Source organism: Alloalcanivorax sp. (assembly GCF_964221125.1).
Lineage (GTDB): Bacteria > Pseudomonadota > Gammaproteobacteria > Pseudomonadales > Alcanivoracaceae > Alloalcanivorax > Alloalcanivorax venustensis.
In genome coordinates, this window is sequence record NZ_CAXPXK010000080.1 from 1 (window position 1) to 19377 (window position 19377).

The 19377-nt window shown below is 62.5% G+C and carries 19 protein-coding genes; 12 read left to right on the forward strand and 7 right to left on the reverse strand.

Going from position 1 to position 19377, the window contains the following annotated elements:
* Positions 1–20 precede the first annotated feature (20 nt).
* The 5 genes from ACEQZD_RS09620 to ACEQZD_RS09640 all read left to right on the forward strand — a co-directional run bounded on the left by ACEQZD_RS09620 (position 21) and on the right by ACEQZD_RS09640 (position 5038).
* On the forward strand, positions 21–1376 hold the full coding sequence (locus tag ACEQZD_RS09620) for an APC family permease (protein ID WP_142947945.1): 1356 nt from the start codon (positions 21–23) through the stop codon (positions 1374–1376).
* Positions 1377–1418: 42 nt separating this feature from the next.
* Entirely contained in the window at positions 1419–1631 is a 213-nt protein-coding gene (locus ACEQZD_RS09625; protein ID WP_022996756.1) for a hypothetical protein, read from the forward strand.
* On the forward strand, positions 1624–3984 hold the full coding sequence (locus tag ACEQZD_RS09630) for a heavy metal translocating P-type ATPase (RefSeq protein WP_022990674.1): 2361 nt from the start codon (positions 1624–1626) through the stop codon (positions 3982–3984). The genes ACEQZD_RS09625 and ACEQZD_RS09630 overlap by 8 nt, the downstream gene beginning before the upstream one ends.
* Positions 3985–4008: 24 nt before the next feature.
* Entirely contained in the window at positions 4009–4395 is a 387-nt protein-coding gene (locus ACEQZD_RS09635; RefSeq protein ID WP_022990673.1) for a DUF302 domain-containing protein, read from the forward strand.
* 184 nt (positions 4396–4579) lie between these two features.
* Positions 4580–5038 carry a hypothetical protein gene (locus ACEQZD_RS09640; protein ID WP_022990672.1) on the forward strand — a complete coding sequence of 153 codons (459 nt, stop codon included), beginning with the start codon at positions 4580–4582 and terminating at the stop codon, positions 5036–5038.
* 60 nt (positions 5039–5098) lie between these two features.
* Here the strand turns inward: ACEQZD_RS09640 and ACEQZD_RS09645 are convergent, their stop codons facing one another.
* Complete coding sequence (locus ACEQZD_RS09645; protein ID WP_142947944.1) at positions 5099–6391, reverse strand: hypothetical protein; 1293 nt, start codon at positions 6389–6391, stop codon at positions 5099–5101.
* A gap of 188 nt (positions 6392–6579) precedes the next feature.
* On the opposite strand from ACEQZD_RS09645, the gene ACEQZD_RS09650 reads away from it, so the two are divergent.
* On the forward strand, positions 6580–7176 hold the full coding sequence (locus tag ACEQZD_RS09650) for a YncE family protein (protein WP_214012821.1): 597 nt from the start codon (positions 6580–6582) through the stop codon (positions 7174–7176).
* A gap of 27 nt (positions 7177–7203) precedes the next feature.
* Here the strand turns inward: ACEQZD_RS09650 and ACEQZD_RS09655 are convergent, their stop codons facing one another.
* Positions 7204–7905 carry a fumarylacetoacetate hydrolase family protein gene (locus ACEQZD_RS09655; protein ID WP_142947943.1) on the reverse strand — a complete coding sequence of 234 codons (702 nt, stop codon included), beginning with the start codon at positions 7903–7905 and terminating at the stop codon, positions 7204–7206.
* Positions 7898–9292 (reverse strand): FAD-binding oxidoreductase, encoded by a 1395-nt coding sequence (locus tag ACEQZD_RS09660; protein ID WP_370185166.1) that lies wholly within the window; start codon positions 9290–9292, stop codon positions 7898–7900. The genes ACEQZD_RS09655 and ACEQZD_RS09660 overlap by 8 nt, the downstream gene beginning before the upstream one ends.
* 127 nt (positions 9293–9419) lie before the next feature.
* Between ACEQZD_RS09660 and serA the strand changes: the two genes are divergently transcribed.
* The 6 genes from serA to ACEQZD_RS09690 all read left to right on the forward strand — a co-directional run bounded on the left by serA (position 9420) and on the right by ACEQZD_RS09690 (position 16535).
* Positions 9420–10649 (forward strand): phosphoglycerate dehydrogenase, encoded by a 1230-nt coding sequence (gene serA / locus ACEQZD_RS09665; RefSeq protein WP_194855276.1) that lies wholly within the window; start codon positions 9420–9422, stop codon positions 10647–10649.
* A gap of 369 nt (positions 10650–11018) precedes the next feature.
* Positions 11019–12368: a COG3014 family protein gene (locus tag ACEQZD_RS09670; RefSeq protein ID WP_370185168.1), complete on the forward strand. Its 1350-nt coding sequence runs from the start codon at positions 11019–11021 to the stop codon at positions 12366–12368.
* The gene (locus tag ACEQZD_RS09675) at positions 12365–12754 is read left to right on the forward strand and encodes a YcfL family protein (protein WP_142947940.1); all 390 of its coding nucleotides are present in this window, start codon (positions 12365–12367) and stop codon (positions 12752–12754) included. Before ACEQZD_RS09670 ends, ACEQZD_RS09675 begins: the two co-directional genes overlap by 4 nt.
* Before the next feature lie 38 nt (positions 12755–12792).
* Complete coding sequence (gene lpoB, locus ACEQZD_RS09680; RefSeq protein WP_142947939.1) at positions 12793–13386, forward strand: penicillin-binding protein activator LpoB; 594 nt, start codon at positions 12793–12795, stop codon at positions 13384–13386.
* Between the two features lie 26 nt (positions 13387–13412).
* Positions 13413–14711: a CsgG/HfaB family protein gene (locus ACEQZD_RS09685; protein WP_370185171.1), complete on the forward strand. Its 1299-nt coding sequence runs from the start codon at positions 13413–13415 to the stop codon at positions 14709–14711.
* A gap of 42 nt (positions 14712–14753) precedes the next feature.
* A complete protein-coding gene (locus tag ACEQZD_RS09690; RefSeq protein WP_142947937.1) occupies positions 14754–16535 on the forward strand; it encodes a monovalent cation:proton antiporter-2 (CPA2) family protein in 1782 nt (593 codons plus the stop codon).
* Here the strand turns inward: ACEQZD_RS09690 and ACEQZD_RS09695 are convergent.
* The 4 genes from ACEQZD_RS09695 to ACEQZD_RS09710 form a co-directional block, all read right to left on the reverse strand.
* A complete protein-coding gene (locus ACEQZD_RS09695) occupies positions 16532–16954 on the reverse strand; it encodes an SRPBCC family protein (RefSeq protein WP_142947936.1) in 423 nt (140 codons plus the stop codon). The two genes, ACEQZD_RS09690 and ACEQZD_RS09695, sit on opposite strands and share 4 nt — an antisense overlap.
* Before the next feature lie 99 nt (positions 16955–17053).
* A complete protein-coding gene (locus tag ACEQZD_RS09700; RefSeq protein WP_142947935.1) occupies positions 17054–17419 on the reverse strand; it encodes a VOC family protein in 366 nt (121 codons plus the stop codon).
* A gap of 35 nt (positions 17420–17454) precedes the next feature.
* Entirely contained in the window at positions 17455–18252 is a 798-nt protein-coding gene (locus ACEQZD_RS09705; RefSeq protein ID WP_370185173.1) for a helix-turn-helix domain-containing protein, read from the reverse strand.
* Positions 18253–18286: 34 nt separating this feature from the next.
* Positions 18287–19377: gamma-glutamyltransferase family protein (locus tag ACEQZD_RS09710; RefSeq protein WP_370185175.1), on the reverse strand; the 1091-nt coding region annotated here is incomplete at its 5' end.

Consider the following 19377-nt stretch of genomic DNA (forward strand, 5'->3'; position numbering starts at 1 on the left):
AAAAAATAACAGGAGGTTGAATGAACAGGGAGGAAGATCGAACTACCCGCTACCAGGAGGGCAGTCTCACTTTACCAGGGACAGTCATGCTGGGTACCGGCGTCATGATTGGCGCCGGTATTTTTGCACTTACCGGGCAGATGGCCCAGATGACCGGTGTCCTTTTCCCGCTGGCCTTTCTCGCGGCGGCGGTGATTGTCAGCTTCAGCGCCTATTCCTACATCAAGATCTCCAATGCCTACCCGTCCGCCGGCGGTATCGGCATGTACCTGCACAAGGCTTACGGAAACCGGCTGCCAACGGCTTTCAACGCCCTGTTGATGTACTTTTCCATGGTGATCGCCCAGAGCTTCCTGGCCCGCACCTTTGGCTCTTACACCATGCAACTATTCGGAGGGGACGAAAGCGGCCGTATGGTGCCCATTCTGGGGGTGGCATTAATCCTCGTGGCTTTCGTGATCAACCTGCTCGGCAATCGGATGATTCAGGGGGTGGCTTCCTTTATCGGGATCCTGAAAATCGGCGGCATACTGATTTTCGGTCTGGTCGGGATCTGGATTGCCGACTCAGTCTCGGTTGATTTTTCGGAGCCCGGTGAAGCCGGAGCGCTGGGCAACTTCCTGGGCGCAACCGCACTGGGGATTCTGGCGTTCAAAGGCTTTACGACCATCACCAACAGTGGTTCGGAAGTAATAGACCCAAAGCGAAACGTCGGGCGCGCCATCGTGATTTCCATTGCCGCCTGCGTGGTGATCTACACGCTGGTGGGCTTCGCGGTCGCCAGCAACCTGTCACTGGCTGAAATTATCGAAACGCAGGATTACTCCCTCGCTGCTGCTGCGCGTCCCGCTCTCGGCGATTACGGTGTCTGGTTTACTGTCGCTATTGCCATGATGGCCACGGCGGGCGGTATTCTCGCCAGCGTCTTCGCGGTATCCCGCATGCTGGCGATGCTGACGGAGATGAAGCTCGTACCACATCGGCATTTTGGCATGCCCGGCAGCATCCAGAAACACACACTGGTGTATACCGTTGTCCTGGGGCTGATCCTCACCGCCTTCTTTGATCTGTCACGAATTGCCGCGCTGGGTATCGTGTTTTACCTGATTATGGACATTGCCATTCACTGGGGTGTACTGCGCTATCTTCGCAAAGACATCAAGGCCAACACCTGGGTGCCAACTACAGCCATCTTGTTGGATCTTTTGGCTCTGGGCGGCTTTGTCTGGGTAAAACTGAATACGGACCCGTTCGTCATCGGCGTGGCAGTGGTCACCATGATTGTGCTTGCAGTCTCCGAGCAGATTTTCCTGAAAAGATCGCCGGAATCCGCGCAAGCGAAACAGGAAGAGAGTCACGCGCATCGTCACCATTAACCAGAATCAGGAAGAGAGGCTATTGCCATGATGGGAGATAACATGTTCGGGAACACCATGTGGGCAGGCCACTGGCTGTGGATGCTGGTGATTGCCATTGTGGTCGTCATTCCGGCCTGGCGTATTTGCCAGCGCACGGGGTATCCGGGGTGGATGGGTGTACTGATACTGATCCCTATCGTCAATCTGGTTCTGCTGTATTTCATTGCATTTGCAGACTGGCCCGCCGATAAAACAGGAGATCAGAATGGCTGAGCACCATCACGCCCATGACCACGATCACCACGCCGATAAAGAACCTGGCGGGCACACCGCCAAGGATCCGGTTTGCGGCATGGCAGTCGATCCGCATACCGCGGAACACCGCAGCCAGCATGGCGGTAAAACCTGGTACTTCTGCTCGTCGCGTTGCCAGTCCAAATTCGACGAGGACCCTGAGCAGTACCTCGATTGGGAAAAGAAACAGCAAGAGCCGGTAGCGCCGGGCACTATGTATACCTGTCCCATGCACCCCGAGATTCGGCAGCAAGGGCCAGGGGACTGCCCAATCTGCGGCATGGCCCTAGAGCCCGAGCAGGTAAGCCTGGACGACGGGCCTTCGGAAGAACTCAAAGACATGACCCGCCGATTCTGGATCGGCCTGGTGCTGGCCCTGCCTGTACTGGTACTGGAGATGGGTGGGCACCTCACCGGACTCGATCACATTATAGCCCCGCAGATGTCCAACTGGATTCAACTGGTGCTGGCAACGCCTGTGGTGCTCTGGTGCGGTTGGCCCTTCTTCGTCCGGGGTTGGAAATCCGTGGTTAGCCGTAACTTGAACATGTTTACGCTCATTGCCATTGGTACCGGCGTCGCGCTGATCTACAGCCTGGTGGCGACCCTGGCGCCGCAGATCTTCCCAGGCGCCTTCCGGCAGGAAGACGGGTCGGTCGCCGTCTACTTCGAGGCGGCTGCTGTCATCGTGGTGCTGGTGCTGCTGGGGCAGGTGCTGGAATTGCGCGCCAGAGAGAAAACCTCTGGTGCCATCAAGGCCCTGCTGGATCTGGCACCGGCGACGGCCAGAAAACTGGACGACGATGGCAGCGAATCCGATGTGTCGCTTGATCAGGTCAAGGTCGGTGACCGCTTGCGGGTACGTCCGGGAGACAAGGTGCCGTTGGACGGCGAGGTGCTTGAAGGCAGCTCCAACGTGGATGAATCCATGGTGACCGGTGAGCCTTTGGCAGTCAGCAAAAAATCCGGCGACCAGGTGATCGGCGGCAGTATCAACCAGCAGGGCAGCTTTATCATGCGGGCCGACAAGGTTGGCCGTGACACCATGCTGTCCCAGATTGTGCAGATGGTGGCGAGCGCCCAGCGCAGCCGCGCGCCCATTCAGGGCCTGGCCGACAAGGTGGCGGGTTATTTTGTGCCTGCGGTGATCGTGATCGCCATTATCGCCTTTATAGCCTGGTCATTCTTCGGGCCCACGCCGCCTATGGCGTTCGGGCTGATTGCAGCGGTCAGTGTTCTGATCATTGCCTGCCCTTGCGCACTTGGCTTGGCGACGCCCATGTCCATCATGGTGGGTGTCGGACGCGGTGCTCAAAGTGGCGTTCTGATTCGCGATGCGGAAGCCTTGGAGCGTATGGAGAAGGTGGACACCGTGGTGGTGGATAAAACCGGCACGCTGACAGAGGGCAAGCCGCAAGTCACCCGGCTTGTCGCGGCCAACGGGTTCGATGACAGTAGTCTCATGCGTTATGCAGGCGGCCTGGAGAAAGGCAGTGAGCACCCACTGGCTCACGCCATACTCGATAAAGCCAAGGGCATGGACCTGAAGCTTCCGGATGCGGAAGACTTTGACTCTCCGAATGGTAAAGGGGTTACCGGTCGAATAGACGGCAAGCGGGTGCTACTTGGTAACCGCCTTCTCATGGAGTCGGAAAATGTCGACACCACGCGATTTGACGGCGACGCCGACCAGCTCCGAAAAGATGGTGCTACCGTGATTTTTGCTGCTGTCGACGGAAACGTCGCAGGGTTGCTGGCGATTGCCGATCCGGTCAAGGAAACCACCGAAGCCGCTATTTCCGCGCTGCAAAAAGACGGCATCCGGGTGGTCATGCTGACCGGCGATAACCGCACTTCAGCTGAAGCAGTTGCCCGAAAACTGCATATCGACGAAGTGGAAGCGGAAGTCCTGCCGGAAGATAAGGGCAAGATCGTCCAGCGCCTGAAAGACGAAGGCCGTGTTGTCGTGATGGCGGGTGACGGCGTAAACGATGCGCCTGCACTGGCAACGGCGGATGTCGGTGTGGCCATGGGCACCGGGACCGATGTCGCCATCGAAAGCGCCGGCATTACGCTGCTACGCGGCGACCTGATGGGCATTGTCGAGGCGCGCCGTTTGTCTCTGGCGACCATGCGCAATATCCGTCAGAACCTGTTTTTCGCCTTCGTTTACAACTCCGCCGGTGTTCCGATAGCGGCAGGGGTTTTGTACCCGTTTTTCGGGATACTGCTGTCGCCCATTTTTGCAGCGGCCGCCATGTCGCTGTCCTCGGTCAGCGTGATCGTGAATGCGCTGCGTTTGAGGGTGGTGAAACTCGGGTCAAAGCAATGAACTTCTGAATCATTGGAGGTAGCTATGTCATACACGATCGATCGAGTTATCAAAGATGTCGATTTCGAGGACGTGGACAGAAGAGCGCGTCAGGCCCTCACTGATCACGGGTTCGGTGTGCTGACAGAAATTGATGTCAAAGCCACCATGAAGAAAAAGCTGGACAAGGATATGTTGGCCTATCGGATTCTCGGGGCCTGCAATCCTGGCATGGCCTGGGAAGCCATCGGTGTGGAGCCTCGCGTGGGTGCCATGCTGCCTTGCAACGTTATTCTTCGTGAGGTTTCGGAGGGCATTGAGGTAAGTGCAGTGGATCCATTGGCTTCCATGAGCGCCATCGATAATGACGAGCTCAAGCAGGTTGCCGGGAAGGTCAGGGATATGCTCTCTGAGGTTGTGGAATCGATCTGAAGCCGGTAGAGGCGTCGATTTGCTGCAGTGCCTGCGGTTTGCAATGGATTAGCGAATTAGCCAGGCGAGCGCATAGCCCAACTGAACACTGGAAATGCAAATAGGACTCCTCATTTGACGACGGGATACCTATTTGATGTCAGTCATATTATGGAGAAGAAAAAAGGAAAAAAGGAAAAAAGATATGGATATAAAGACTTTTGGACAACTGATCGACTGGACGCGCGATCTGCACTCACATCTGGCGAGCTGTCTGTCCCATTGCGCAACAAAGCACGAGGAAGAACGGGCCCGTGCGCTTTTGGATTATCTGGCAGCTCATGAATCGGAAATAGAGCGGATCGTGAACGAGTTTGAGCACCAAGGGGATAAGAAGGCACTGGAAACTCGGGTGTACGACTACCTGTCCCATAATCCGATCAAAACTCATCGAACCTGCGACGAGCCTTACGCGAAGCTTGATTTTGATGGTATCTGCCGGGAAGTGTTCGACTTTCATGATCAGATTATTGATCTCTACAAAACGCTGATTGGAAAAGCCGAAATTCCAGAAGCAAAAGAGCTGTTCGAATCTCTTTTGGCGATGGAGGAAAATGAGTCGATGAGACTGGCTCGTCAGGTTGGCCGAATGCAGGATCTATGAGATCCGAGCACTTTTGCTGACGGCTTAATCCCTTTGAATGTTTCCAATTGAGGCTCACCTTCACACCTCAAAGACGGGCGCAAAGCCACCTCCCGGCGTTCGAAAGTTGGTGGCCTGGCCCTGGTACACACGGGCAGCGGCAAGCAGATGTTGCCCGGCATAGGTGTACAAACGGATATCGACCTTTCTGGTGGTGACCGTGCCATCCACTCTCAGGGTGCGTTCTCCGGCGGGAACGAAGTTCTGCGCGATGTAATCACCCTTCAGGATCTCTTCGAAAACGCGGCGGGTTAGTTTTTCGCCCCGATAGACGCCCTTGCTGCCATGGCCCGCTACCGGTTTGAAAAACAGTTTACGCCGGTTGCTCCACAACTCCGCCTCATCACTTGCTGAAACCAGCCGGGTCTTCGGTACAGCTCTATCCAGAAATCCTGCCTCGGTTTCACTCAGGCCCCAGTCGCGCAGGGTTTGGGCATCAGATAGCAGGATCAGGTTCCGTTTGTCGGCCATCAGCGCATGGGCGCGTGGATTGGGCGTGACGACCGCCGCGCCGTCGAGGTAGGCGCGCCTCAGCGCCCCAAGAGCCGGGGCCTCCAAGGCAAAATCCACCAGGCGGTTGTACACCATGTCAATAGGCTTGCCGTGGGCGCTCAGGGCACCATCAACATACTCAAGCTCCGATGGGTCGAGGATCAAGGTCTCTATGCCTCTGGCCTGGAATAACTGCTGGGCCAGTTGGAATTCCGGGAACATAAACTGGGATTCTGGGGCATCGTCCACAATGGCCAGCCAACCGGGCGTCGAGTCGCCACCTTGCCGTTCCCACTCCTGCTGGAACATGGCAAACACCGCGTCCTCGAACCCATCCAATGCACGGTTGGTGCCAGCGGTCTGCTGGGACGGGTCACAGCATCGGTGTTGAGCCCGGGCCAATACCGTGTTCAGAAATGCGCCGCCGGCGTTGGTGTTGATTTCGATCAGCTGAGGCCCGTTCTCGCCCAGGTGAAAGTCGTAGCCCATGAACGCCCCGATGGGGCCTGGATCAAAACCGGCGATGTCCGGCGCCCAGGACAGAGCTTTTTCCTTATAGGGCGGAAGCTCGGCTGCGGATTCGATCGCCTGAACAATCCGCTCCATCGTCGCGATGTCAGCCTGGGGAACAAAAACCGGCGTGTTTGAAAAGAGATGATGGATCTCGGGAGTGGCCGGCGCCTCGTTCCCAGTGTCTGAAAACTGCTTCTGGAGGCTGTCAGTGAGCGCTTTTCGGTCAAGGGTGATGCAGTAACACTGCCGGTTGAGCTGGTCGGCGTGGGTTTTGGTTGTTCGCTGGTTTTCCTGGGGCACGTCTTGCATTGGTCGTCCATGGTCATTGTGAATCGTTCCACCTTGATTCTGGTCAAACGAATGCATGTTTCGCAACTGTTTTCAGGCCTGTTTCAGCTTGGTGTGATGGACTGCCAAGTAATGACCATGCCTGTTCGGGATCTTGCTTACCGGGCGAGGAGATCTTACTGAAACCCTCTGACCAAAAAGGGCACGCTATGAACCATTCGTTGCGCAAGCAGTGTATTGCTGGTATTACGGCCAGTGTCGCTATGAGTTTTTCGCTGATGGTGGCCGCAGACACGAACCGGGCATTTGTTCCCATGGGCACAGCGGATGCCGTCGGCGTTATTGATCTGGAAAACCGCAAGGTGACGTCGTCCATTGGCGGCACCCTGAATACCCACGGTTCGGCACTGACCCCGGATGGCCGGTATCTGGTGGTGGGTAGTTTGTCGGCGCATGATCGTCAGAAGCCGGTTAGTCGCCCCGAAGGCATTTCAGAAGATGAACACGCCGCTCATCATGGGGGCGGGAAGTCTACTGAATTGGAAGCAGGGAGTACGGGGCTGCTCTATTTGGTGAACACGGCCACAAAGACGATTGACCGCAAACTGGAAGTGCCGGGGCCTGTGCACCATGTGCTGGTGACTTCCAACGGTCGCTATGCCGTTTCCACGCATCCTGCCAGTGGCAGTATCAGCGTTGTGGATCTGGATTCCGGTCAGTTGGTCAAAACTGTGGCGACGGGGCCGGCCCCCAACTATCTGGTGCAAACCGACGACGGCCAATCCCTTCTGGTCATCGGCGCCTGAGTAAACCAGGCGCCTCACGGGTCGGCGTCAGGCCACGCGGGTGAACACCTGCAGGATATTGCCCAGCCGGGCAGTGAGCTTGTCGCCGGACGTCAGCGGGCCGACCCCGGCCGGCGTGCCGGTAAAGATCAGGTCGCCGGGCTCCAGCGTGAACACCTGATTGATCTGTGCGATCAGTTCAAAGGTCGGGAACAGCATCTGCCCGGTATGGCCGTGTTGGCGGCTTTCGCCGTTCACTTCCAGAGACACCTCCAGATTCTGCCGCACCGAAATCCCACGGGCGTCGATAAACCCGGACACCGGTGCGCCGCCGTCGAAACCCTTTGCCCGTTCCCAGGGATGGCCTTTTTCCTTTAGCCGGCTCTGCAGGTCACGCAGGGTCAGATCCAGGCCGACCCCGTAGGCGGCGATGGCGAAGCGAATGGTTTCCAGGTCGGTTTCGCCGCTCAGGCGCTCACCGATCATCACCACCATTTCCACCTCGTGGTGCACCGGGCCCTGTCCCTGGGGCAGCACCAGCGGTTCGTGCAGGCTGCACAGGGCGGTGGCCGGTTTCATGAACAGCAGAGGTTCCTCGGGCACGTCATTGCCCAGCTCGCGGGCGTGCTCGGCGTAGTTTCTTCCCACGCAGACGCACTTGCCCAGCGGCATTTCCATGGGCGAGCCGTCGATCCAGCGATGAACGTAGGCGGATTCCGGTCGCGCTTTCAGCGTGTGGGCATCAAACATCGAACAATTTTCCGGGGTTCATCACATTGTTGGGATCGAAAACCGCTTTCACCGCTTTCATATAAGCGATTTCCTCTTCACTGCGGGAATACGACAGATAAGGCTTCTTGGTCATGCCCACGCCGTGCTCGGCGGAAATCGAGCCGTCGTACTTCTGCACGATCTCGAACACCCATTTGGACACATCGCCGCATTGGCGGAAAAAATCTTCCTTGGGCAGGTCCGCCGGCTTGAGAATATTCAGGTGCATGTTGCCGTCACCGATATGCCCGAACCAGACGATCTCGAAATCCGGGTAGGCCTCCTGCACCACCTTGTCCACGTCCTCGACGAAATCCGGCACCTTGGAAACGGTCACGGAAATATCGTTTTTATAGGGCGTGTGCGGCGCGATCGATTCGGAAATACGTTCGCGCAACTGCCACAGCTGCTCCAGCTGACCCAGCGACTGGCTCATTACCCCATCCAGCACCCAGCCCTGCTCCACGCAGTGCTCGAAAATCTCCATGGCCCGTTCGCCGGTGTGTTCGGAAAGCTGCTCGAATTCCAGCAGGCAGTAGAACGGACAATCGCTGTCGAAGGGTTTGGCCACCCCGTGCTCGAGCACATGGGCCATGGCCTTGTCGGAAAAGAACTCAAACGCGGTCAGATCAATGTCCTTCTGAAACGCGTGCAGCACTTTCATGACTTCGCGGAAACCGGGCGCGCCCAGCACCAGGGCGGTGAGGTCCTTGGGCCGGCGGGCCAGCTTCACGGTGGCTTCCACCACGAAGCCCAGGGTGCCTTCGGAGCCGATGAACAGGTGGCGGAAGTCGTAGCCGGTGGCGTTCTTGATCAGGCCCTTGTTGAGGTCCAGCAGTTCACCCCGGCCGGTGACCACCTTGAGGCCGGTGATCCAGTCCCGGGTCATGCCGTAGCGGATCACCTTGATGCCGCCGGCGTTGGTGTTGATGTTGCCGCCGATCTGGCTGGAGCCGGCGGAGGCGAAGTCCACCGGGTAGAACAGCTCCTTGCTGTCGGCGAATTCCTGCAGCTGCTGGGTGACCACCCCCGGCTGCACCGTGACCGACCGGTCGTACTCGTTGAAGTCGAGCACCCGGTTCATCCGGTCGAACGCCACCACCAGCTCGCCGTTGGCGGCCACCGCCCCGGCGGACAGGCCGGTGCGGCCCCCGGAGGGCACCAGGTGCAGGCCGTGTTCATTGGCGATCTCCACGATCTGCTGCACTTCTTCGGTGGTTTCCGGCAGCACCACGGCGCTGGGCGCCGGCGCCCAGACCTTGGTCCAGTCCACCCCGTAGCGCTGGGCGCTGTCCGGATCGGTGAGGCAGCGCTTGCCAAGAAGCGCGCTGAGCTGGTCCAGGGCGGCGTGGGCGAGGGAGGTCATCGGCAACTCCAAAGGTCTTCAAGTCAACTTGAGCATTCAACATGTGCACGGGGGCTCCGGAATGGGTCTCATCCGGGGCGGGCTATGATACCATACGCGCCCATTTAACCCGCTACAGAGACCACCCATGGCCAACACTTCTCTTGAGAAGGACAAGATCCGCATCCTCCTGCTCGAGGGCGTCCACCAGAACTCGGTGGATAATCTGAAGGCGCACGGCTACAGCAACGTGGAGCTTCTGCCCACCGCGCTCACCGGCGACGACCTCAAGGACGCCATCAAGGACGCCCATTTTGTCGGCATCCGCTCGCGCACCCAGCTCACCGAGGAGGTCTTCCAGGCCGCCGAAAAGTTGATCGGCGTGGGCTGTTTCTGTATCGGCACCAACCAGGTGGATTTGAAGGCCGCCCTCAAGCGCGGCATTCCGGTGTTCAACGCGCCCTACTCCAACACCCGCTCGGTGGCGGAGTTGGTGATCGCTCACACCGTCAACTTGATGCGCGGCATTCCCGAAAAGAACGCGGTGGCCCACCGCGGCGGCTGGCTGAAATCCGCCAAGGACAGCTACGAGATCCGCGGCAAGAAGCTGGGCATCGTCGGCTACGGCAACATCGGCGCCCAGGTGTCGGTGCTGGCGGAATCCATGGGCATGAAGGTGTACTTCTACGACGTGGTCTCCAAGCTGCCGATGGGCAACGCGGAACAGGTGGGCAGCCTCAACGACCTGCTCGGCCTGGCCGACGTGGTCAGCCTGCACGTGCCGGACACCGCCGCCACCCGCTGGATGATCCGCGAAGAGCAGATTCGCGCCATGAAGCCCAAGAGCTATCTGATCAACTACGCCCGGGGCAAGGTGGTGGACATCGAGGCGCTGGCCGCCGCGCTGCGCGACAAGCACCTGCTCGGCGCCGCCATCGACGTGTTCCCGGAAGAGCCCAAGGGCAACGACGACGAGTTCATCAGCCCGCTGCGCGAATTCGACAACGTGATCCTGACCCCGCACATCGGTGGTTCCACCCATGAGGCCCAGGAAAACATCGGCACCGAAGTGTCCGAGAAGCTGATCCGCTACTCCGACAACGGCTCCACCCTGAGCGCGGTGAACTTCCCGGAGGTGGCCCTGCCGTCGCACCCGGACATGCACCGTCTGCTGCATATCCACCGCAACATTCCCGGCATCCTCACCCAGATCAACACCGTGTTCTCCGAGAACGACATCAACATCTGCGGTCAGTACCTGCAGACCAATGAAGAGATCGGCTACGTGGTGATCGACGTGAACAAGGGCTACAGCCAACTGGCCCTGGAAAAGCTGCGCACCATCGACGGCACCATCCGCACCCGCGTGCTGTTCTAAGGGGGGCCTGTTCACACTACTTGCATCGCGCCTGCTGGATGCCCTTTTTGCTTCCAGCTAGGCGGAGGGAGCGCCGTTTGGTGGCTCCAAATAAGCGACCGACAACGACGCTGGAAGCAAAAAGGGCTCCAGCCCTCCGGGTTGCGGCTAAAAAGCCACCACTCTGCGTTGCTCGTCGTTCATTTGGAGCCACCAAACTTCTCTCCTCTCGCCTTGATTGGTGGCTTTTTAGCCGCAACAGGCGTGATGCAAGTAGTGTGAACAGGCCCTAAGACGTCCCGTCTCGACAATAAGCCGGAGCCGGGCTACCTTGCCCGCTCCGGTTTTTTTATGGCGCCGCGGTCTATGAGAATAAGCCCGCCAGGATACGTGCTGGTCAGAAACGGCGTCGCGCTGTTGCTGGCCATGGTGCTATTGAGCGGCTGCGCCACCCGCTCCCTGTTCCAGCCCTACCCGTCCCAGGCGCGCGCCTGGACCGCCGACATGGCGGCGGACGGGCCCGCCCCGTTGCTGAGAAAAGGCGTCGACAGCCGTGACGGCGTGCTCTATCTGCAGGAACTGGGCCGGGTGCACCAGCTGAGCGGCGCCATCGAAGACAGCGAGAGCGCCTTTCGCCGCGCCTTCGGTCACTACGACGAAACGGACGCCGCCGCCCGGCTGCGCGCCTCCAGCCTGGTGAGCAATACCGGCGCCCTGCTGGTCAACGACAACGCCCGCCCCTACGTGGCGCCGGACTACGAGCGCATTGTCGCGCACGCCTACCAGGCCCTGAATTACTGGCGTGAGAACGACGTCACCGCCACCGCCGTGGAACTGCGCGCCGCCGCCAACGAACAACGGGTGGCCGCCAACCGGCGCGATGACGAGATCGCCGCCGCCCAGGAGGCGGCGCGGGAAGAGGGTGTGCAACCGGCCGATTTCGACAGCCACTTCGCCGGCCTGGACGCCGCCGCCGGCGAGGTCAAGGCGAGCTTCCAGAACGCCTGGACCTTCAATCTCTCGGCCCTGTTCTGGGAGGCCCACGGCGAATACAACGACGCCCTGGTGGACTACAAGAAAGCGCTGGAGATCCACCCGGATTCCGCCATGCTGCAGGAGGATGTGGCGCGCCTGTCCCGCGCCCAGGACGGCCGGGTGGAACGCGACAAGGGGCTGGTGGCGGTGGTCTATGAGCAGGGTCTGGTGCCCGCCCGCCGCGAGCTGAGCCTGCCGATCCCCACACCGCACGGCCTCTTCGCGGTGGCCTTCCCGACCTACAGCGCCGCGGACAAGCCGCGCCCGGCGCCGCTCACCGTGGCCGTCGACGACACCACGGCGCGCACCGAAGTGCTCACCGACGTGGGTGGGCTGGCCGCGCGCCATTTGCGCGAACAACTGCCCGGCATGCTGGTGCGGCAGACGCTGCGTGCCACCACCAAGTACAATCTGCAGAAGAAAGCCAACGACGATTTCGGTCCGGTGGGCGCCATCCTCACGCAGATCTTCAATGTGGTCAGCGAACAGGCCGACCTGCGCAGCTGGTTGAGCCTGCCCGCCTACGCCCAGGCCACCCGCCTGATGTTGCCGCCCGGCGAGCACCGCCTTCAGTTGAGCACACCCGGTGGCGGTGCTAGTTTGACGGTTCCCGTGGTGGAACAGGGCGTGACCGTGATTCACGTGGTGGCCACCCCCGGCCGCCTTATAACCCGCGTGTTACCCGTTCAGGAGGGCCCGTTATGAAAGCTCCGTTTACCGCTCTGGCCGCCGTCGTGCTGGCGGTGGTCCTGGCGGGCTGTTCCGCCAGTAATATGGCCCGCCCCGGCGACGACGGCGAACCGCGCCTGTACTCCAACAACAGCACCCTGGCCAACCGCCTTTCGGTGGAAGCGCTGCAGGACAAAAAAGTCGGCGACCTGCTGTACGTGCAGGCGACGTTGGAAAACGGCTGGAAATTTGAACTGGATTTCCAATACAAGATCAAATGGTTCGATCGGGACGGGTTCGAAGTGGCTCCGGAATCCCAGCCCTGGCGGCAACTGGTGATGGCCGGCCGCAGCCAGAACAATGTCCAGGCGGTGGCCCCCAACCCCAGCGCCGTCCGTTATGAAATCTGGGTGCGCGAATAACGCCCCGGACGCCATTCAGGTTCCTTAAGGAGAAACACATGGTTCGCGTATTTTCACTGCTCGCCCTGGCTATGGCGCTGGTGCTTTCCGGCTGTGCGTCCCGGGTGGATTACGGCGACGCCCAGGCCCGTGAAACGGTGACCGCCGATTTCGGCTCCACCGATCTGCAGATGATCGCCACCAAGATGGTGGACGACATGATGGTGTTCCCGCCGATCGTGGAAATGACCCGCGACCGCCGCCCGGTACTGTTCGTTGATCGCATCAAGAACAAGACCAGCGAGCACATCGACACCGAGTCCGTCACCGACACCATCCAGTCCAAGCTGATCAACTCCGGCAAGTTCCGCTTCGTGGATATGTCCGTGGTCGACCGGGTACGCGAACAACTGGAGTACCAGCAGGATTCCGGCATGGTGGACCAGGCCAGCGCCGCCCAGATGGGCCGCCAGATCGGCGCCGAGTTCATGCTCTACGGCAACCTGTCCTCGATCGTGAAGCGCGACGACAGCACCAAGGATGTCTACTACAAGTTCACCCTGAAACTGCTGAACATCCAGAGCGGCATTATTGAGTGGTCCGGCGAGAAGGAAATCCGCAAGACCCGCAAACGCAGCCTGTTCGGCTTCTGAACACCCTGGCACCAGGGAGAGGAACCATGTTCAAGCGTTTTTGTTTGCTCGTGCTGATGGCGGCGCTGGCCGCCGGCACCGCCTCAGCGGCACAGACCCGCGAGGTCAGCGCCCGCGGCTACGGCGACAACCCGGAACAGGCGGTCACCAATGCGCTGGTGGCGGCGGTGCGCCAGGCCGGCGGCGTGACGCTGTCGGTGAACCCGGATTTCCGCCGCCAGGTGAGCGGATGGGTGATCCAGCGCCAGGGTGACGTCACCACCTGGACCGGCAGCCGCACCTCGGTGGCGGAGCCGCGCCTGCCCACGCTGGGCAGCCTGGACAGCTACGAGGTGACGGCCGTCACCCAGGAAGACAACGCCCTGTGGCGCGCGGACGTGAAAGCGGTGCTGCTGCTCCAGCAGGCGCCGGGCCCGGACCGCTCCCATCTGCCGGCCATCGTGGTGGCGCCGTTCACCAGCGACGCCGATGAATACACCCTGGGTGAAACCACCCTGCCGGCGGCGGAGGTGCGCCGCCAGTTGCACGCCAACCTGATCGACGCCTTCGCCCAGTCCGGCCGTTTCCGCGTGCTGGATCGCGCCAATCTGGATCTGCGCGAGGCCGAGCAGGACCTGCTGCGCGACGGCGCCGGCGAGCCCCGGGAGCTGCTGCGCCTGGGCAAGACCAAAGGCGCCGACCTGCTGCTGGTGGGTCACATCGAGGCGTTCGACATCGGCGACGACGAGCGCACCTTCTACGGCGCCCGCTTCCAGGGGTACGAACCCTATGTGCGTCTGCGCTACCGGCTGATCGACGCCGCCGGCGGCGAAGTGCTGGAGGCCGGCCTCTACGACTGGCAGCAGTCGGAAGCCAGCGTGCGGCAGCTGGCCCGCCGGCAGAAGCTCGACCACCGCAACCATCCGGAGCGGCTCGCCGACCTGGTCTACCCGCGCATCGCCCGGGCCCTGGCGGCGGCGGCCTCCGACACCCTGTACCCGGTGCAGGTGCTCAAGAGCGACGGCGACCGGGTCTACCTGAGCCACGGCCAGGGCCGCCTGGAAGCGGACACTATCCTCAATGTGTACCGGCCGGTGGAGTCCCTGGAAGACCCGCAGACCGGGCTCACCATTCGTATGGAAAGCGACGCCCTGGCCAGCCTGGAGGTGATCGAAGTGCGCCCGGATTACGCGGTGGCCCGGATCACCCAGGGCGGCGGCGAACCGCGCCCCGGTGACCGTGTGCGCGCGCCGGGCAACCGTCAGGGCGACACCGGTGACATGGAGCCGCCCGCCGGGCAACCGGAGAGCCCCGGCTCTTCACCCATGCCGCTGAACTGGGATTAGGACCGCGGGCGGCACCCGCCGCCCCGCCGTGGGGGATCGACAATGGGTGGTTACTTCAATCAGGCGCTGGTGTTGCTGGCGGCGGCGGTGTTGCTGCTGCCGCTGTTTCAGCGTCTCGGGCTGGGCAGCATTCTCGGCTATCTGGCCGCCGGCATCGTCATCGGGCCGCTGGGCCTGGGGCTGATCCCCGGCGCCGAGGCGGTGCTGCATTTCGCCGAGCTGGGCGTGGTGTTGATGCTGTTCCTGGTCGGCCTGGAACTGGCCCCGGAGCAGCTCTGGGCGCAGCGCCGGCGGCTGCTCGGGCTGGGCGCAAGCCAGATGCTGTTCAGCGCCGCCCTGCTCACCGGTTTCTTCTTCGCCCTGGGCCAGCCCGGCCCGGCCGCCCTGGCCATCGGCGCCACCCTGGCGCTGTCGTCCACCGCCTTCGCGGTGCAGATGCTGGTGGAAACCAACCAGCTGGGTACGCCCCAGGGCCGTAACGCCTTCTCGATTCTGCTGTTCCAGGACCTGGCGGTGATTCCGCTGCTGCTACTGCTGCCGGTGCTGGCCGGCGGTGACGCCGGCGCCGCCCAGCCCAACCTGCTGGTGGGCGTGCTGGTGCTGGCCCTGATGTGGCTGGCCGGGCGCTACCTGCTCAACCCCTGGTTGGGCTGGCTGGCGCGGCTGCACAACCGGGAGCTGATGACCGCCACCGCCCTGCTGCTGGTCCTCGGCGCCGCCGAGCTGATGGAAACCCTGCATCTGTCCATGGGTCTGGGCGCCTTCGTGGCCGGCATGCTGCTCGCCAACTCCCCCTACCGGGAGCAGCTGGACACCGATATTCAGCCGTTCAAGGGCATGCTGCTGGGGCTGTTCTTCATCGCCATCGGCATGACCATGGACCTGCGCCTGCTGGCGGCGTCGCCATGGTCGATCCTGGCCATGGGCGCGGCCCTGCTGGGGATCAAAACCCTGGTGCTGTTCGGCATTGCCCGGGCGTTGAAGGTGGGCGGCCGCGACGCCCTGCGGTTCGGGCTGCTGCTCAGCCAGGGCGGCGAATTCGCCTTCGTGCTGTTCACCCAGGCCGGGGCCCTCAACCTGCTGCCGACGGAAATGATCGCCCGGCTCAACCTGGTGGTGGCCCTCTCCATGGCCGCCACGCCGCTGCTGCTGAAACTGGTGCAGCGGCTCTGGCCGGCGCCCAAGACCGGCCACCGCAGCACCGAGGACGAGCCCGCGCCGCATGGTCAGCCGGCGGTGATCGTGGCCGGCTTCGGCCGCTTCGGGCAGATCATCGGCCGTATTCTGGTCAGCCGCCGCATTCCGTTCACCGCGCTGGACTCCAACCCGGACCATATCGACACCGTGCGCCGGTTCGGCAACGAGGTCTACTTCGGCGACGTCACCCGGCTCGACCTGCTGCACACCGCCGGGCTGCAGCACGCCCGCATCATGGTGCTGGCGATCGACGACGTGCAGGCGTCGCTGCGCGCCGTGCGCCTGATCCGCGAGCACTTCCCGCACATCACCCTGATCGTGCGCGCCCGCGACCGCTACCACGCCTATTCACTGATGGCCGAAGGCGTCGAGCACGTCATCCGCGAAACGCTGGACTCCAGCCTGCGCGCCGCCCAGACCACCCTGGCCCAGCTGGGCATGCCGGAAACCACCGCCATCGACCTGGTGCGCACCTTCCGGGACGTGGACGAACGCCTGCTGCGCGAGCAGTTCGCCCACCGCGACAAGCTCGACAAACTGATCGAGCTCTCCGCCCGCGGCCGCGAGGAACTGGAATCCCTCCTCGAAGCCGGCAGTGACGACGGCCGCCGCGACGGGGGCCCTTAAAGCCGCAGGTCGTTGAGGCCCTTGCGGATGGCGCGGTCCAGCACCGGCTTGATCACGGCGGCGATCAGCGGCAGCTTGCCCTTGAAGACAATGGTGTAGTGCAGGCGGGAACCGCCGGCGGTCTCGGAAAAGACCATCACCCCGTGGTGATCGCGCAACGGGCTGCCCTTGGTGATGCGGTAGGCAATGCGGCGGTCGCGCTCGAACTCGGTGACGGTCTCTTCGAAGGCCGGCGTCAGCGGCAGCGACAGCCGGCGCACCGACCCCACGCCGTTGGGCTCCACGTCCCCCTCCTTGACGCGCCGCACCTTGGCCGGGGCGAACAGGGCGGACAGGTTCTCGTGCTCACTGAGGTGGTTGAACAGGTCGCTGACCGGGAACGGAAATTCCTTGTCGATTTCGATGCGTTGCTGGCCCATGGGCGCTCCGTGTCTGAAAAAAAGAATGATTCTGAGCGGCCCCCGGCGTCTTGCACAGGTTCCAAAAGGTCAGACGCCGGTGATTGTGTTGTTTTATGGTTAGCCGTGCTGGACCACGTCCACGGCGATGCCGGCCGGGTCGAGGATGACGAAGTGCCGGTCGCCCCAGGCTTCATCGCGGATCGCCACCTCGATCGGCACCCCCAATGCCTGCAGCCGCCGGTATTCGGCGTCCGCGTCGTCCACGTCGATGGTGACCCACAGGCCCCGTCCGTCGCGCAACGGGCGCTGAAACGCCGCCGCCTGGGCCTCCTGTTGCGGGGCCAGGAAACCCAGCTCGCCGCCGCCCAGCTCCAGCAGAACGAACCAGTCGCTGTCGAACAGCACCCGGCACTGAAACAGGCGCACGTAGAAATCCCGGCACGCCTGCAAGTGCTCGGTGACCACACCGGACCAGAGTTTCATCGCGTTGCTCCTTTGGCTTGAGAAGAAGCTCCACTCTAGGTCGGCGCGCCGGCCTGCTCTTGAATAAAGGCGACATCGTGCATCGGCAGCCGGGGCGCCCCCGGGGTGACGCCCAGGTAGCGTTTCAGCTCCCGGGTCATATGGCTCTGATCGGCGTAGCCGGCGGCCAGGGCGATGTCGGCCAGCGGCGCGGCGGGTGACGGGCGGCTCAGCAACGCCAGGGCCTGCTGGCTGCGGCGGATGCCCATGAACACCTTGGGCGGCACGCCGACCCACTCCAGGAAGTCGCGCTCCAGTTGCCGGCGGCTCAGGTTCAGGTGCGCCGCCAGGGCGCTCACGCTGACGCCCGCGGCGGAACGGGAAAGCAGCGCCAGGGCGCCGTCCAGGCGTCTTGGTTGGGGCGGCTGCCCGGCGAGCCCCCGGGAAAGCAGCCGGTCCACGGCAAAGGCGGGGTCGGGGCGGGCGATCAATTCGGCGAGGCGCTCCGCCGACAAGTCGGCGGGCCGGGCCAGAGGCTGGGCGGTGTCGGTGAGCAAACGCCCGGGCAGGGGCAGGAAATGGCGGCTCTGGCCGGGCTGGAAGCGGATACCGAAATAGACACAGCCGGGCTCCACCGGCACGTCCGATGGCCGGGTGCTGGTGCCGAACGCCTGCCAGGCGCCATCGCCGTCGCGCAGGCGCAGCACCAGGTCCACGCAGCCGTCCGGCAGCACCCGGTGGCGGTCGCCGCCGCCGTCGCGGCTCAGCCAGTAATGGCTGACCAGCCCGCGCAGGGCCGGCGCCGGCGGGTAGCAGTGCAGAGTCTGGGCCGCGAAGGTGGTGTCCATGGGCATAGTGGAGCACACCCCGCGGCGGCCGTCACCGGGGTCAGTCCGCGTCGGCGCCGACCCGCGCCGCGCCGATGCCGCGCGGGTCGCTGGCGGCGGTGACGCTGTTGTCCTCGTGCCGCCAGAGAATCGCCTGCATGTTGCCGTACTCGCGGTCCACGGAGACCACGTCGTGGCCGCGCAGGCGCAGGCTTTTCGCCGCTTCGGTGCCGAGGAAGGCGGGTTCCGCCTGAACCTGATCGGGCAGGAACTGGTGGTGAAAGCGTACCCGGCTCACCCAGTCGTCCACCGGGGCGTCATTGGCCGCCTCGAGCACACCCAGCATCACCATGGTGATGATACGGCTGCCGCCCGGCGTGCCGAGAATCGCCACCCGGTCGTCGAACTCCACGAAGGTAGGCGTCATCGAGGACAACGGCCGCTTGCCCGGCGCCACCGCGTTGGCCTTGCTGCCCACCAGGCCATAGGCGTTGGGGCTGCCCGGCTTGGCGGAGAAATCGTCCATCTCGTTATTGAGGATCACGCCGGTGCCGGCGGGCATGAAGCCGCTGCCGAACGGCAGGTTGATACTGAGCGTGGCGGCCACCCGGTTGCCGGCCCCGTCGAGCACCGAAAAGTGGGTGGTATGGAAGCCTTCGCCGGTGGCCACGGGTTCGCCCAGCTCGCTGCTGGGGGTGGCCTTATCCAGCTTTATGGAGGCGGCCCGCTGCTCGGCGTAGGATTTACTCAACAGGTTATCCACAGGTATGGAAACAAAATCCGGGTCGCCCATATAGCGGCCCCGGTCCTGATAGGCGCGCCGCCAGGCTTCCACGGTGAGGTGAGGAAGTAAGTCCTCACTAATCTCGCCGCCGTTGAATTCATTGAGAATGTTCAACGCTTCCAGCATGACCAGCCCGCCGGCGGACGGCGGTGGGGCCGTGACGATGCGGGCGCCTCGGTAGTGCCCGACCACCGGCGCCCGCTCCTTGACCCGATAGTTGTTCAGGTCCTGTTTTGTCCAGATGCCGCCGGCCTCGCGCACCCCGCGTACCAGTTTTTCCGCCACCGGGCCCTGGTAAAAACCGTCTCGCCCCTGCTCGGCCAGGGCCTCCAGAACCCGGGCCAGATCCGGCTGCCGGATCAGGGTGC

Excerpts from the sequence above, each read along its gene's own strand:
- ACEQZD_RS09700 (WP_142947935.1), bottom strand. The coding sequence starts at position 17,419 with ATGAAACTCTGGTCCGGTGTGGTCACCGAGCACTTGCAGGCGTGCCGG.
- ACEQZD_RS09625 (WP_022996756.1), top strand. The coding sequence starts at position 1,419 with ATGTTCGGGAACACCATGTGGGCAGGCCACTGGCTGTGGATGCTGGTG.
- serA (WP_194855276.1), top strand. The coding sequence starts at position 9,420 with ATGGCCAACACTTCTCTTGAGAAGGACAAGATCCGCATCCTCCTGCTC.
- ACEQZD_RS09695 (WP_142947936.1), bottom strand. The coding sequence starts at position 16,954 with ATGGGCCAGCAACGCATCGAAATCGACAAGGAATTTCCGTTCCCGGTC.
- ACEQZD_RS09650 (WP_214012821.1), top strand. The coding sequence starts at position 6,580 with ATGAACCATTCGTTGCGCAAGCAGTGTATTGCTGGTATTACGGCCAGT.
- ACEQZD_RS09685 (WP_370185171.1), top strand. The coding sequence starts at position 13,413 with ATGTTCAAGCGTTTTTGTTTGCTCGTGCTGATGGCGGCGCTGGCCGCC.
- ACEQZD_RS09635 (WP_022990673.1), top strand. The coding sequence starts at position 4,009 with ATGTCATACACGATCGATCGAGTTATCAAAGATGTCGATTTCGAGGAC.
- ACEQZD_RS09620 (WP_142947945.1), top strand. The coding sequence starts at position 21 with ATGAACAGGGAGGAAGATCGAACTACCCGCTACCAGGAGGGCAGTCTC.
- ACEQZD_RS09675 (WP_142947940.1), top strand. The coding sequence starts at position 12,365 with ATGAAAGCTCCGTTTACCGCTCTGGCCGCCGTCGTGCTGGCGGTGGTC.
- ACEQZD_RS09630 (WP_022990674.1), top strand. The coding sequence starts at position 1,624 with ATGGCTGAGCACCATCACGCCCATGACCACGATCACCACGCCGATAAA.
- ACEQZD_RS09660 (WP_370185166.1), bottom strand. The coding sequence starts at position 9,292 with ATGACCTCCCTCGCCCACGCCGCCCTGGACCAGCTCAGCGCGCTTCTT.
- ACEQZD_RS09640 (WP_022990672.1), top strand. The coding sequence starts at position 4,580 with ATGGATATAAAGACTTTTGGACAACTGATCGACTGGACGCGCGATCTG.
- ACEQZD_RS09690 (WP_142947937.1), top strand. The coding sequence starts at position 14,754 with ATGGGTGGTTACTTCAATCAGGCGCTGGTGTTGCTGGCGGCGGCGGTG.
- ACEQZD_RS09705 (WP_370185173.1), bottom strand. The coding sequence starts at position 18,252 with ATGCCCATGGACACCACCTTCGCGGCCCAGACTCTGCACTGCTACCCG.
- ACEQZD_RS09645 (WP_142947944.1), bottom strand. The coding sequence starts at position 6,391 with ATGCAAGACGTGCCCCAGGAAAACCAGCGAACAACCAAAACCCACGCC.
- lpoB (WP_142947939.1), top strand. The coding sequence starts at position 12,793 with ATGGTTCGCGTATTTTCACTGCTCGCCCTGGCTATGGCGCTGGTGCTT.
- ACEQZD_RS09655 (WP_142947943.1), bottom strand. The coding sequence starts at position 7,905 with ATGTTTGATGCCCACACGCTGAAAGCGCGACCGGAATCCGCCTACGTT.